This window comes from Janthinobacterium kumbetense (assembly GCF_023703445.1).
GTDB lineage: Bacteria > Pseudomonadota > Gammaproteobacteria > Burkholderiales > Burkholderiaceae_D > Janthinobacterium > Janthinobacterium kumbetense.
Window position 1 is genome coordinate 599,345 of the sequence record NZ_JAMQGR010000001.1, and the last position, 14,207, is coordinate 613,551.

Sequence of the window (14,207 nt, forward strand, 5' to 3'; positions counted from 1 at the left end):
CGCTTCTGGCTGCTGATTCAATCGGTCAACGCAACACTTTAACTTAAATGCATCGTTGCAGAACAGAAATTATGTGAAAGAGACCTCGAATCGATTGCTCCGCGCTCCGCGAAACCCGGGATTAACGTTGTAAGAGGTTGAGCCACGGAAGAGTGCATGGTAGAACCCGCCAAAGCTCAAGCAGCTTGTGCTTGAATGCGGTAGAAGTCTCCGCAGGGCCAGGGGGATAGACAGGTCAAGCCCGATCACGTCGTTGGATCAGGCAGCTACTAGATTGGACCCCAGGCGTCTGCTAGGACGCCCAGGTCTTTAACACGATCCATCAGTGTTTCATATTTCAAAAAACTATGGATCAGGAGAGTCTAAGTTGCTGGTGGCGATTCACGGTTCTGTGCTATGGGAAAGGGAGACCGTTTAGGCCACGCGCTCGCACTCGGAATGCAGCTCATTTCTGGTCGCCTTTGGCGCTTGCCGTTTCACATCACGGACATGCGGCATTCGCTGCGCCCCCGGTGTTGCAAGCGTTGAGGTAGCTTTGCGCCACTGCGGGCGTCAATTTACCACCCGCCTGGGCGTTTATGAATGCTGTGCGACAAGCGCTTTGACCGTTGGCCCCCGGGACAATCGCTTGAGCGTTCATACGTTGAACATAGCTGACGGGGTTGACGCCACAGAGCAGGGCGTTGTTTTGCGCGACAAACGCTCCGGCAGCGTTCCGGACGATATTGGTCGCTTGTTCGCAGTTGTTGGCCTGAGTACGCACTGTCAGGTGGAGAGGGGTGGGCGGGTTCACGCCATTTGGCAGGAGGCCGAAGGTCAAGTGAACGTCGGGTTGTGCGGCCGTCAATTCGCACACTTGCAGGTTTTGCGTAGCAGGGCTTAGGCTTTTGCAGAGGCCGCTGGCGGCGGCATTGCCATAAAACGCCAGCGATGGGCATCGATTTGGAGTCTGCGCCAAAGCAATGGCGGAGGCGGACAACAGCGAAACGGTCATTGCGGCAAGACGCATCTGGGATTTCATCTTGTTCCTTTCGACTTGGTTGAATGGTTGAGTCTGGTATCTCAAATTGAGGTCTGGTTGGTAGCTCCAAGATATAAGAAGTACAAATCCTACATGTTTCTACTAAAGACAAACTATTCAAATGTAATAATATTATTTTTTTGAAAATATCGTTGATGTGCATCGGTGGTGTCCCGTCCGAACTGAGGACAAGTACGTTTTCCAGCTATCGGTGATGTTATCTGCTGATGCGATAGCCCTCTTGATCCTTTCCTTGAGCGGCAAAATCATCAATCCGGCTGCCGTGCGATCGTCCCGATTGCGGCTCAGTAAGTACGGATCGTCTTCGGTCAAGTGTGGCATGGCGTCAAACAGCGCTGTGATTTGTGCCTCAGTGAAATTCTCCGTTTCTCCATACTTCAGTACACCAAGTGGAACTGCTCCAATTACCATCGTTCGCTAAACGGTCTACACGTTTTTTTAGTATGAATCGGCTAGCCCGGATTGGGCCTGTAGTGGTTTAATGTACCCGGACACTGATTTAGGCGAGAATGCTCGCCATGGAGAGGTGTTTGATGAGCAAGCAAAGACGTACGTTTTCCCCTGAGTTCAAACAGCAGGCAGCATGCTTGGTGCTGGATCAAGGATACAGCCACGTGGAGGCAAGCCGGTCGGTATCGGCGAATCGGTGCTGCGCCGCTGGGTGCAGCAGCTTCAGTTGGAGCGGCAAGGCATCACGCCACAGAGTAAGGCAATGGCGCCTGATCAGCAGCGAATACCGGAACTCGAAGCACGTATTGAGCGTCTCGAGCGGGAGAAGTCCATTTTAAAAAAGGCTACCGCGCTCTTGATGTCGGAAGGGATAGAACGTACGAGGTAATCGATCAGATTTGTGGTGACGAATCAATCGAGTTGATCTGCGCGGTGTTCGACGTGGCGCGGTCATGCCTGTATGCGCATCGGGAGCGCGTCCGCCACATTGATGTTGAGCGCATGGCATTGCGTAGCCGCGTGCACGAGCTGTTTGTCGAGAGTCGCAGTTCGGCGGGAAGTCGCAGCATCAAGGGCATGATGCGCGAGGAAGGCACGGCAATTGGCCGTTTCAAAGTCACTCGTTTGATGGAGGAGTTGGGGCTGGTCTGCAAACAGCCTGGCAGTCATGCCTATAAGCAGGCTACGGTGGAGCGTGTCGATATTCCGAACCACCTCAACCGTGAATTCACAGTGGAGGCGCCAAATCAGGTCTGGTGCGGGGACATCACCTATGTCTGGGCGCAAGGCCAATGGTATTACTTGGCAGTGGTGTTGGATTTATTCGCTCGCCGAGCGGTGGGCTGGGCATTCTCGCGACGACCCGACGCCGACCTTGTTGTGCAAGCGCTGGAAATGGCTTACGAGCAGCGAGGTCGACAGCAGGGGGGGCTGTTTCAATCAGATCCGGGAAGCCAGTACGCCAGCCGAAAATTCCGCCAGCGCTTGTGGCGCTATCGGATATGACAGAGCATGAGCCGTCGGGGAAATTGTTGGGATAACGCCCCGATGGAGCGCCTGTTCCGCAGTTTCAAAACGGAATGGCTGCCGTCAACCGGTTACATGACGGCACAGGAAGCACAACGGGACATCAGCCACTACCTGATGCACCGGTATAACTGGATACGACCACATCAGTTCAACCAGGGACTGGCACCGGCCGTCGCCGAAGAAAAACTTAACGTAGTGTCCGGGATGGGTTGACCACTACACATCAGCCCAGAGGCCGACGAAAGCGGCCAAGAATTACGTTTTGGCCGTCACCATCAAGCCGACTTAAACCTGCGTCGGCCAGCGAAACCGACTATGCCCAAGCCGGCCAGTAACATGGCGTAGGTTTCTGGCTCAGGAACAGGAATGGTGTTATTTGTGAAACTTGCCGTAAATCTCATGTAATACGTCTTGTCCACGCCCCACGGCTGACTTGCGTTAAGGGGATCCACGGCATTCGAATAAACGTGGTTCCCTGTTAACTCGCCATTGTTGTTGGATCCTTGCATCCTGACGTAATACACTGGATTCTGGATGCCTGCAACTGTTAAGTATGCTACGTATTCTTTATTAAGTGGCAATGCCAGATTGAGTCCGGTTGCTTCAAATGCTTTAGTTTTGCCACTGTATGGGATTGGAGCACTCGTGTACAAGGCGGGACCGACGGCTTTGGTTCCGTCCCATGCTGCAATCCCGAATCCGACATAGCCGGTGCCAGAATTTGAAGTGCCATAACCGGAAGATGCATAGAGGGTGAAATCGTTCAGCACTCCGCCTGGAGAAGTAAAGGTTTCTCCATAAGTAGTCGAACCTACTGCGCCCAAGTAACCTAGTTCGCCACCGTTGAACTCGTTGGAAAAGGTTGTTGCTTGTACATGGAAGGAGGCGCACAAAATAATGCTCGGCAGTGCAACTTTGATAGCTGTGTATAAGTTCATCATTTCCCCTATTTTGATGTTAAAAAGATACCGAAATTAATTATACGACAATTTTATTGAAAAATTGCACCCATTAAATTTTTATTAAGAATGAAGGATTTCCTATGCTTACGATTGAAGCCGGCGCCAGCCTGCACGATGCCGTATCGTATGCCAGCGTCGTCGCGGCACATATCGGAGCAGGGTGGCTTTCCCCATGGTCACGGAGACTATCCATCGTGCTGGTTGGGCGCCGCACTCAACGAGCGCGGTGTCGGCATCTGCGTGCGCCTTGAAAAAGGCGGTAACACCGGCTTTGCGTGTGTGCGACTTCCTGCGCTCAGACGATGACGAGCGGATAGTCTCGCTGGCCGCCCCGACCGGTGCGACCGGAACGGCATTGCGCGAGGTGGTGCTGCCGCCGGCGTGGGGCATCAACCGCGCAGCCGCCACTCCATCCTCAAACCGCTACTGCTTGCACTGCTGCTCGGCGCAGACATCGCCAAGCGTCTGCTCGACGCACTGCGATTCATTGCCTACCGCAACTACTCGCACCACCCAGGCATCATCAAATCGAAGCCTCGAGTCCCACGTCCGAAATCGCACAAATCACTAAGTCAGAAGCCGTGCTGAGGCGCGGCGCTGCTAAGTTCGATGGATTGCAGCATGAACCCATGCCTTTAATTCATCCTCCCTTTTATTAAGCAATACTCATTGACTACTCAATGCAAGTGCATTTCATTGCTTTAATCGATAGTAGATATCGTATGTTGGTGTCGCAATGCAGGGCATGAGGTAATGCCAAGGGGTATGGCAAATATGAATGAATATTTTGTGGCTGCAAGGGCAACGATCGGCCTGGTCGCTATGATTCACTCCGTTTGGGGAGAAAAACTCATCTTCAATCGACTCCGGTGCGGCAAACTGGCGCCAAGCAATGCTGGCGGCGTGCTCCTGGAGTGGCACGTACGCATACACGGGTCCCGCCGGCATGCGCTGACCGTCTTCGGCCTCTGTATTGCCGCCGTTCTGCTGCGGTTGGGCTGGCCGGGGCGGCCTTGGTATTTTTTGGTTCCAGGGCCCGGCATTCCGGCTGAGTCTGCCTGCTCGCCGTCGCACTTCTTACATGGTGGGGCCAGACTTGATTGTTTTGCCCCCGACATTCCACTCTTCTTCAAATTTCGATCATGCGTACTTCCAAAGCCCAACAAGCAAAAAACCATCGGCTGATCATTCAGACCGCAGTAGACCTGATGACCCAGCATGGGTTTGAGGGCACCACGATGAAGCAGATCGCGCGTGCCGCCGACGTGGGTGATGCCACCATCTACAAATACTTCCCTACCAAGGAGAAACTGGTAACCGCCTATTTTGAGCAAGCAATTGCAGACGCAGTGGCGCAGGCCGACAAGACGGAGGGGCAGAACGAATTTTCGCTGCAGGAACGTCTGCAACTGGTAGTCAACAGTCTGCTGGAAGGTTTGCTGGCCGACCGTGAATTTGTGGGTCTGGCGCGCGGCATGGTGGAGCGCACTCCCACGCTGCTGTTGGGCGAGCAACTACCCGGCAAGCCTTTGCTCCGGCAAACCTTCGTCCAGATGCTGGAGCAGGCCGAGACGAGCGGTGAAATCGTGTCTTGCGGCTTCAAGCCCAGCCTGGCTGGACTGTTGGCCGACTATGTGTACGGCGTCATTGCGTACTGGCTACGCGACACCTCCGACCAATTTACCAACACCACGCAAATGGTCGATTTGAGCCTGGGCGTGCTGGTATTAGCCTTGCGCAGCGGCCTGGTGGACAAGCTGCTGGAGCTGGGAGGTTTCATGGTGCGCAGCCAGCTTGCGCGCCTGATGCAAGACGGCAATGGCTTGCTGGATCTGCTGCAATTGGCCCGCCGCGGCCTGGGAGGGGTACGTTCATGACGCCCACGACCAAGACGAACACAGTTTCGCAGTTGCCGTGTACCGGGCGTCTTTCGCGTGGGGCGATTGTCGGTATGGCAGTGGCGCGGGCCGGGCTGACCCACCTGGGTCATAAGGCCAAGTCGATCACGTGCGACGAGGCGAAAACGGATCAGGCCCGCATGGCACATGAGGCGGAACTCGGGCGCATCCTGTTTGCCGCGTTGAATCAGCTCAAGGGCACGGCACTCAAAGCCTCGCAGCTGCTCAGCATGGAACTGGGCTTTTTACCCGAGGGCGTGCGCCAGGAACTGGCTCGCGCCCACTACCAGGTCACGCCGCTGAACCGCGCGTTGGTGATCAAAGTGATGCGCCAGGAGTTTGGCCAGGATCCGCAAGCCCTGTTCCAGCAATTCGAGCCTGTCGCCTTTGCTGCCGCCAGTCTGGGGCAGGTCCACGCCGCCGTCATGGCCGACGGTCTGGCAGTGGCCGTCAAGCTCCAATACCCCGGAATGGCGGACTCCATCGGCAGCGACATGCGTATGCTACGCAGCCTGCTGCAAGCCTTGGGGGAACGCTCGGATATGTTGCTCAAAGCCGATATCATCGCGCGCATGATGGATGACATCGAACAGAAACTGGCCGAGGAACTGGACTATTTGCATGAGGCACAGACCATGCAATGGTTTGCACAGCATCTCACGCTGCCGGGCCTGGTGGTCCCCCAGCCGGTAATGGGCCGCACCACACGCCGCGTGCTGACCATGCAACGCCTGCCGGGATTGCATCTCAACGAATGGTTGCTGACCGAACCCGATCAAAACGCACGTGATCAGGCTGGTCAGTTGCTGTTTGATACCTTCTTTCATTGCACCTTTGTGCTGCACCGCTTGCAAGCCGACCCGCATCCGGGCAACTATCTGTTCATGCCGGACGGCCGACTGGGCCTGCTGGACTTTGGCTGCACCCGCGCGCTGGACGCTGATTTTTGCCAAGCGCTCAGCGCGCTCTGGTCGGCACAGTTGCGCGACCCGGCGGACCACCGTGCCATGCAGCAGGCCTATCGGGACCTGGGCCTGATTGGGCCGCATCTGAATGAGCAGGACTTTTGCCAGCAACTGCTGCCGGCAATGGCCGAGCGGCATGCCTGGCAGAAGTTGCCGTTTACCGTGGCGGTGTATGACTTTACGCACCACCCGCCATACCCACGTCCATCAGCCGAACATCATCGCCAGGCACTTTGGCATCTGCAGTCCTTGCCGGAGGAACTGCCCTATGTCGACCGGGCCTATTTAGGTCTGCTCCAGCTTCTCAAAACCCTCGGTGCACGTGTGCGCACCACCAACCCCTGGATTCGTTGAGTGAATACGATATTTCTGCTTACGGGATGCGCGCTCTTCATCATGCTTGGCAGCAGCCACGCCGCGCCGGCGCAATTCCTGGCGGGCCAGCACTGAAGCCCGTCCAATCAGGAAAAAAAGTACTTCATAAACAGAGATTTGGTGTGCTAATTCCCAACTGCGGACTCAAAAAAAGTGTTGCTCGTCCGTGGTCTCATTTTGAATCGACGCAAACGGCGGAGCGCAACATGAAAAAAATAGTCATCGTGATTTTTGATCATTTTACCGATTTGGATTTGTTCTTGATGTGGGACATCCTCGGGAGGAATAAGACGGACTGGCAAGTGAAGATATTGGGAACACAGGAAGAACACCAATCCGCAAACGGCCTTGTTATCAAGACCCACGGGTGCATCAGCGAAGCGAATGACGCAGACGTTGTATTGTTTTCCAGCGGTAAAGTTGGAGTGAAAGGCGCTATCGCCAACCCGGATTTCATGCGTGCATTTTCGCTGAACCCGAACGCGCAGCTCATTGGATCGATCTGTGCCGGCTCGTTCATTCTTGCCAAGTTGGGTCTGCTGGCAATGGCGCCGGCCACGACTCATCCCGATGCCAAAGAGGAACTGCAATCCCTGGGAATTGACGTGCTCGATTTGCCCTTGGTATGCAAAGGGAATGTTGCGACCGCAGGTGGCTGTTTGTCTGCTGTGTATCTAATCGGTTGGGTCGTTGAGACCTTGTTCGGCCGGGAAAAACGTCAAGAAACACTTAGAGAACTTATTCCGGCCGGCCAAAGCGCAATCTATGAACGACTAATTGATACGAGTATCCGAGACGCCATCTCCCCGAAAGTAGGCGTTGGCGCAATATTGGAAAACCGCTTGCAAGCTCCGTCAAGCAGTTTGCCAATCGAGGACGATCCCGTATGAATCTACGTTTCTTTCACCGCACCTCAGCCGTTGTCATTGCTGCATTTGCATGTTTCACAGGACAAACCATCTGATATCGCTATGGCGCATTCCAGCCTATGCGACCACGATGAAAGTATTCCGTCCGCCAGAGCACGTTTGCAAACTTGAATGCGCGCCAATCAAAACAACCGCAGTCCGACCATCGCTCACTTTACAGAGAGAGTTTTATTCATGACAAACGAAGCAAACAAAGTCTTCCTCATTTCCGCACCGGCAGCAGCCATGTCGGCGTCAGGATTGACGCACATTGATTTCTCCGACGGCTATTCCGGTCAGGGGGATAGAACCTACGTTGACGCCGAGCAAGCGGGGCGCGCCGTTTTCGCTGAGCCGCATCGCATGCTCACCTTGCTGATAATTTTGCGCAACGGAATCGTCGCACCGTTCGGATTAAAGAAAAGTATTAGCTTTGGTGATCGCGGGCTGGGGAAGATTGGCATGTTTCCGATTATTTCAAGTACGGAGACTGAAGTCGTCGTCGGTGGTGACGACAAGCATCTGGATTTCCGGATCTGGATAAGCATTCAACCGAGTCTGAAGGGATCGGAAGTGACGGTTTCAACCTTGGTTAAAATAAACAATCTCTTTGGAAGAGTGTATTTGTTTATCATCATGCCGTTTCATAAGCTCCTGACGCGCTCGCTGTTGGAGCGCGCGGTCAACCGGCGCGACTAGGCGCACCGCAAGCCAGAACGGTGACCTCATTGTTGCCGCTAACCGAATATTGACCATATAAACGCAGAGTAGGCCATGGGACATTATCACAGGTCCGACGTTGCGCTCCCATCGGGAATGACCAGTACAAAATCGTAGCCCTGAATCATGCCTTGGACACTGCTGTTTCCATTCGCCAGGGTTTTCGCCGATCCCAGCAAGGGGCGCACGTCGAACAATGACCATTCCTTATGCTCGTTCGCTGCGGCGAAGAAGGGCAATACGCCAGCCATGGCGGACTTGATATCGGTTTTTTCGATTTCTGTTGAGACCGATGCGCGCCCAATTCCAGCAAATTGCGCCTGCTGGCCTTTGGACGCCAGCACCAACACGTGCAGCGATTTTTGCCCGCGGCCTTCCGCATATTCAGCCAAATAATTGCCGATCTCCCGGCTGCCGGCACTCAGCGGGTTATAACCTCGGAATACATGAACTGCACCGGCTTTCAGCAACATTCGCTGTGCAGGCGCAAGCGTCAAATGGCTGGCCACATTCCGCTTCATTAGTTTGGCGCGCTGTGTATTGGATGCATATCCCTGTCCCGGAGTGATGTTTTTGCTATAAATGCTGCGGCTTTCGATCAACGAATTTAACATCGCCAAGGCGGGCATGTCCTTGGGGGCCGTGAGCAGCTTCTGTAAGGCGAATAATTCCTCTTCTTTGACTTTCAACATGAAAAGATCACGCGGGTCTCCGCTCGCCGACGCCCGGCTATAGTCATCGTTTTCAAGCTTGCGGAAGGCCTCGATTTTTGATTTCGCCAAAGAACCAAGCGGTTGCCCGGCCATTTGGTCGAGCAAATATTTCGAAGCGCCCATGAGTTCCTGATCCATTCCCACTAATTGGAACGATGGTCCTGCAGCTTTAGCGAAACGGGCCAGGAATTGCGCCTCAGCTTGCCAATTGTAGAAAGCAGTAGCGACCGGATAGGCCTTATTAAATGCTGCTATGCCAGCAACGCCAGTATTGGCCTTCAACGTCTTTGCCAAAGCATCAGCAACAGCCGGCCCATTTTCGACAATCAGTGTCGTAAATCCTTGACTTGCCAATTCTTCAAAATACGCCGCCGAAAAATTCGCAATTTCTGCAATGCCATGGTCCTCGCCGATGAGTACGAATTGGCTCTCCCGACCTGCATCTATCAATGTTGCCGCGCCGGAACCAACCATCTTTCCATGGTCGATTGCGATCGTCGTGCGAAGGGCGGCCAAGCGGTCCGGCAGGGATGGTGGCTGATCCGCCGACAATGCAGGCATGGCCAAGCCGGCCAAAATGATAGAAAGAATTATGGAATGAGTTTTTCGCATTATTTTTCGCAAGAATTGTGTTCTGGTCGGCGATTTCAGTCGCGGGGTATCAGCATGCTACGCGTAATCAGGGTCGGCTGACCTTGAAGGACATTTTCCTTTTATGGATTTTCCATATTGGCTGGAAGGAAGAATTTGCCAATGCTACGGTAAATCAGGTGACGCGACAACTATCCTGACACGGGAAAAAATTAATAATTTCGCAAACGGTCATTGGACAGGACCCTGCCGCCATTAAGGTAGCGGGCGGTTGGCAATGCCAACCGCGCCGCCAGCCGCTAATGCGACAGCACGGAATCGCGCGACCTGTGCCCGAGGTAAGGCAGCAAGCTGAGGAGACCAAGCACGGCCAGCGCGACGCCGACCCACAGCGGGGAGCGCAGGCCGTAGCCGGCGGCGATGCCGAGGCCGCCGAGCCAGGAACCGGCGCCCAGGCCGATGTTGATGACGGAAGTGTGCACCGTGTTGACCAGCGGCCCCGGGTGGGCGGTCTTCATCACGCGGGCGATGATGGCGGGGTTCATCGACATGCCGACCAGGCCTGTGACGACCAGCAAGGCGACGCTGATGCTCTTGTCGTGCGCAAAGACGGCGAACAGCGCCAGGCTGATGCTCAGGATGACCATGCCCCAGACCATGATGACGGTGGTGTAGCGGTCCGCATAGCGGCCGACCACGGCATTGCCCACCACGTTGGCGACGCCGTAGACGCCCAGCAGCCAGGGGATAGCGGAGGCTGGAAAGCCGGTAATTTCCGTCAGGATGGTTGCGAAGTAGCTGAACGCCGCGAAAATCGCTCCGATGATGAGGCCGCTGCTGGCATACGCTGCCCACAGGTGGCGGTTGCGGAATTCTCCCAGTTCATTGCCGAGGCTGACGACCTCGGACGGCTTGGCGCGCGGCACCAGCACGGTGATGAGCGCCAGACACAAGAGCGCCAGCAGCACCACCAGCCAGAAGCTGGCGCGCCATCCCAAGTGCTGGTCGATGAGCGTGGCGACCGGCACGCCCACCACGGAAGCGAGCATGAGGCCGCCGATCACGACGGCGGCGGCGCGTCCGCGCGCGTTGGGCGCGACGATGTCGGCACAGATCGCCAGGGAGAGGCCAAAGCAGGTGGCGGCGGCCACGCCAGTGACCACCCGCGCGATGGCCAGGATGTCATAGCTGGTGGCGGACGCGGCGACGGATTGGGCAAGGACATAAAAGCACAGCAGCCACAGCAGTCCCTTCTTGTTCGGCACACGCAGCTTGAGCAGGACGATGGTGCTCAGCGGACCGCCGATGACCATGCCCATGGCGTAGAGCGAGATCAGATAGCCGATCCGCGTCACCGGTTCGTCCATGGCAAGGGCCAGCGATGGCATCATGCCCGCCACCATGAATTCGGATGTCGTCAACGAAAAGATCGTCAACCCCAGAATGTAAACAACCAGCGGCATAGCAATATCCTTCGAAAGTAATAACTAAAACACTCGCCAGGCGTGGCGCGCCTCCCGACCGCATGCGGCCCTTGCGCGCGCCACGCCGTGGTCAGGTGTTGCAAGACGTAAAGACGCTGTCCGGAATATCGCCGACAAACAGGTTTGGGAAGTCGCGTACCGAAAGGTGCTGCGGGTCGTTGCCCGTGACCATGCGCAGCAGGCGGTTGCCGCCGGCCTCCAGGTAAAAGACCGATGACGGCTTGCCTGTTCGCTCCACTACCCAGGCGTCCGCCTCCCGGCCCAGCACGGTGTGGCGGCCGTCGTGACGGGCGCCGCCGTCCAGCAGCACCGCCTGCGGCAGGAACAGCTCATGGAACGGGATCACTTCATCGGCCAGCGCCGTGCCCTGCAGCTGCTCGCCGGTGGCTTGCGCTTGCCTCGCGTAGGCCACTTTCTGCTTGCGGCTTTGTTCACGCCTGGCGTCGCCGATTTCCGACATCCACAGCAAGTGTCCATGTTCCTTTTCCGACCAGGGGTTGAACAGGCCATCGATGCGGCAGATGTTGCGCGCATAGTCGAACCAGCAATAGCCGGACGTGACCTGGTCATCCGCCTGCATCGGCGTCCAGTAGGAAATATAAGCGCTGCTCCATTGCAGCGGCAGCAGCGGCGGGGCGGGGTGTGTCGGCATGGCAGCTCCCTAGCGGCCCAGCGCGTAGCCGAGGCTGGCCATCAGCGCTTCTTGTAGCGACGGCAAGTCCTTGCGGCGGGCGTCGAAGCTGGCGGTCAGCTCTGCATTGCTCAGTTCGATACGCTCGCCCACGCTTTCAAACCACAGGCGGCTGCTGTTGGCGTGCTCCTTGAACAATTGCATCAGGGGCACGGCGCGGGCATTGAAACTGTCCAGGGCGGCGGCCGTGCTGGCTTCGGTATCGAGGATTTTCACCAGCAACAAGGCTGCCACTACCGCCATGGTGGTGCCGTGGCCGATGGAAAAATGCCCCGATTGCAGCGCATCGCCCAGCAGGACGAACTTGCCGTCGGAGGCCCGGTCACGGCTGAGAGTCATGAAATTGCGCCAGCCCTGGCCTGGTTGGCTCTGCAGTCCGTGTTCCCCGAGTTCGGCTTTGAACGTCCTGGCGATATATGCGGCGGCATCGCGCTCGGACAGCGCTTCCAGCCCGGCCTTGGCATACGTTTCTTCGCTGCATTCGACGATGAAGGTGCTCATCGTGTCCGAATATTTGTAGGCATGGCCGATGAAAATGCCTTGTTCATTGCTGCGGAATACCAGGTTCATCTGGTCGAACAGCTGGGTGGTGCCGTACCAGATGTATTTGTTGTGGCCGAAATCGATGTGCGGCGCCAGTGCTGGCGGCAAGTCCAGCGATTTGTAATTGACGCCATTCGAGACAACCACCAGGTCGTACTCGGCTTCCAGCTGCGCCTTGTCGGCCGGCGGCGCTTCGTAGCGGATGGCGATGCCGGCCGCCACGCATTTGGCGCGCAGGGCTTGCACCAGGGCCTGGCGTCCGACGCCGCACAGGGTAACACCCGTGCTCATCAGGTTGGGCTGGTCGTGATGCACGAGCTTGAATTCTTCCAGGAACTGCGGATTGAGCCGTTCCGGCTGCTCCAGGTAAGAGAGTGGATTGGCGGGATGGCGCGGCGGCCGTCCCGGCAGCACCACGCCCCAGCCCAGCACTTCCTCCGGCGTATTTTTTTCCGTAATGCTTATATTCCAGCCGGGCTGGGCCTGTTTCATCTGGCTGGCGAAGAGCAGGCCTGCGGGACCTGCGCCGATGACGAGAATGTTCATTAATTTACCCTTCCAAGTTTGTACCAAACGTTTTGTTTCTTCTGGATTTGCTGCAATTCATCGTAGGGAACCGATGTGAAGTACAGTTTCTCCGCCATGTCCGGCGGATAAACACGGGGGAATTTCTTGTGCATGTAGCGCGTGTAGCGCGTCTGCAGGAAGAAAATCAGATTCGGATTGCTCAGCGCTTCATAGTTGGCGATCGCCATGTCCTGCATGGCGTCCGCCTGCACCTTGCGCTGCTGCGTGAACTCGGACAGGGCAGGGCCCAGGGCATTGCCGTGCTTTTCCAGCAGGGAAACGAAGACTTGGACGTCTTCCAGCGCCATGTTCATGCCTTGCCCGAGGAACGGGGCGGTGGCATGCGCCGCATCGCCGATCAGCAGGATATTGGCCTTGTAGTGGAAGGTGCTGGAGCGGACATTGATGAGGTCGTTGCTGGGCAGCGCCATGAACTGGTCGAGCATCTCCTTGCGGCGCTCCGGCGGCAGGCTGCCGAAGTAGCGGTTGAAGAAGTCGGCCATGGCTTCGCGGTTGAGCGTGCCCAGGCTAGGCGTGCCGGTGTAGGGCAGGCACAGGGCAAAGCTGATGCTGCCGTCCGGGATGGTGGCCGCGCGGCCAGCAAACAGGCCCTTGGAATCCATGCCGAAAAAATACAGCAAATCCTTGCGGAAACCGAGATCTGCCGCGTGCGGCAACACGAGAGTCTTGTAGCCGTGGCGGAAATAGCTCTGCTTGAACTCGAAACGGCGCATGCCGCTTTGCATGGCGCGCCGCACGGCCGAGTGGGCGCCGTCGGCGCCAATGACCAGGTCGCCATACAGCTGCTGCACGGCGCCGTCCGGGCCCTGGACCAGCACGATCTTTCTTTCCAGATCGACATCCAGGCATTTATGCTCAAAGTAATACTTCACTTCGTGCTTGACGGCATGCCGGTTCAGCAGGCGCTGGAAGGCCGTGCGGTCCAGCGACAGGGGAAACAGGCCTTCGAGCGGGGTCAGCTCACGTATCCGGTGCCGGCCGCCCACGCTGAAGGCCATGCCGACGATGGGTTCGCCGCACTGGTCGAGCTCCTGTTTGCTGATGCCAGCTCCCAGGACGGCCTTGATGCCGCGCACCGTCATGCTCACGCCGATGGCGCGCGAGTTGACGGGGTCGGCGTTGGCGGCATTTTCCAGCAGCGGATCGCCGCGTTTTTCGATAACGTGGACATCGTGCCCCCGTTGCGCCAGATAAATGGCGCTGAGGCTACCTGCCAGGCCTCCGCCGACGATAATGATTTTATGCATT

General features: G+C 56.7%; 11 protein-coding genes and 1 pseudogene. 5 read left to right on the forward strand and 7 right to left on the reverse strand.

The genetic code is table 11. The annotated features are described in order from the left end of the window. Positions 1–481 precede the first annotated feature (481 nt). A complete protein-coding gene (locus NCG91_RS02600; protein WP_251348447.1) occupies positions 482–1,021 on the reverse strand; it encodes a hypothetical protein in 540 nt (179 codons plus the stop codon). Between the two features lie 554 nt (positions 1,022–1,575). Between NCG91_RS02600 and NCG91_RS02605 the strand changes: the two are divergent. Continuing rightward, positions 1,576–2,734: pseudogene (locus tag NCG91_RS02605) on the forward strand (IS3 family transposase). A 62-nt stretch (positions 2,735–2,796) separates the two neighbouring features. On the opposite strand, the gene NCG91_RS02610 reads toward NCG91_RS02605, so the two are convergent. After that, positions 2,797–3,459 carry a PEP-CTERM sorting domain-containing protein gene (locus NCG91_RS02610; protein WP_251348448.1) on the reverse strand — a complete coding sequence of 221 codons (663 nt, stop codon included), beginning with the start codon at positions 3,457–3,459 and terminating at the stop codon, positions 2,797–2,799. A gap of 1,166 nt (positions 3,460–4,625) precedes the next feature. Between NCG91_RS02610 and NCG91_RS02615 the strand changes: the two genes are divergently transcribed. The 4 genes from NCG91_RS02615 to NCG91_RS02630 all read left to right on the forward strand — a co-directional run bounded on the left by NCG91_RS02615 (position 4,626) and on the right by NCG91_RS02630 (position 8,328). After that, positions 4,626–5,360: a TetR/AcrR family transcriptional regulator gene (locus NCG91_RS02615; protein WP_251348449.1), complete on the forward strand. Its 735-nt coding sequence runs from the start codon at positions 4,626–4,628 to the stop codon at positions 5,358–5,360. Then, positions 5,357–6,700: an ABC1 kinase family protein gene (locus NCG91_RS02620; protein ID WP_251348450.1), complete on the forward strand. Its 1,344-nt coding sequence runs from the start codon at positions 5,357–5,359 to the stop codon at positions 6,698–6,700. The genes NCG91_RS02615 and NCG91_RS02620 overlap by 4 nt, the downstream gene beginning before the upstream one ends. Beyond that, positions 6,697–7,611 (forward strand): DJ-1/PfpI family protein, encoded by a 915-nt coding sequence (locus tag NCG91_RS02625; protein WP_354004579.1) that lies wholly within the window; start codon positions 6,697–6,699, stop codon positions 7,609–7,611. The genes NCG91_RS02620 and NCG91_RS02625 overlap by 4 nt, the downstream gene beginning before the upstream one ends. Before the next feature lie 150 nt (positions 7,612–7,761). Beyond that, on the forward strand, positions 7,762–8,328 hold the full coding sequence (locus tag NCG91_RS02630) for a DUF2867 domain-containing protein (protein WP_251348451.1): 567 nt from the start codon (positions 7,762–7,764) through the stop codon (positions 8,326–8,328). A gap of 86 nt (positions 8,329–8,414) precedes the next feature. Here the strand turns inward: NCG91_RS02630 and NCG91_RS02635 are convergent, their stop codons facing one another. From NCG91_RS02635 to vioC, 5 genes are all read right to left on the reverse strand, one after another. Beyond that, positions 8,415–9,623 (reverse strand): hypothetical protein, encoded by a 1,209-nt coding sequence (locus tag NCG91_RS02635; protein WP_251348452.1) that lies wholly within the window; start codon positions 9,621–9,623, stop codon positions 8,415–8,417. Between the two features lie 329 nt (positions 9,624–9,952). Beyond that, positions 9,953–11,116, reverse strand: coding sequence for an MFS transporter (locus NCG91_RS02640; RefSeq protein WP_251348453.1), 1,164 nt, complete (start codon positions 11,114–11,116; stop codon positions 9,953–9,955). A gap of 91 nt (positions 11,117–11,207) precedes the next feature. Then, entirely contained in the window at positions 11,208–11,789 is a 582-nt protein-coding gene (gene vioE / locus NCG91_RS02645; RefSeq protein ID WP_251348454.1) for a violacein biosynthesis enzyme VioE, read from the reverse strand. 9 nt (positions 11,790–11,798) lie between these two features. Beyond that, entirely contained in the window at positions 11,799–12,917 is a 1,119-nt protein-coding gene (gene vioD, locus NCG91_RS02650; RefSeq protein WP_251348455.1) for a flavin-dependent violacein biosynthesis monooxygenase VioD, read from the reverse strand. Further along, positions 12,917–14,206, reverse strand: a complete 1,290-nt coding sequence (gene vioC / locus NCG91_RS02655; protein WP_251348456.1) for an NADP-dependent violacein biosynthesis oxygenase VioC — start codon at positions 14,204–14,206, stop codon at positions 12,917–12,919. Before vioC ends, vioD begins: the two co-directional genes overlap by 1 nt. Position 14,207: the final 1 nt, after the last annotated feature.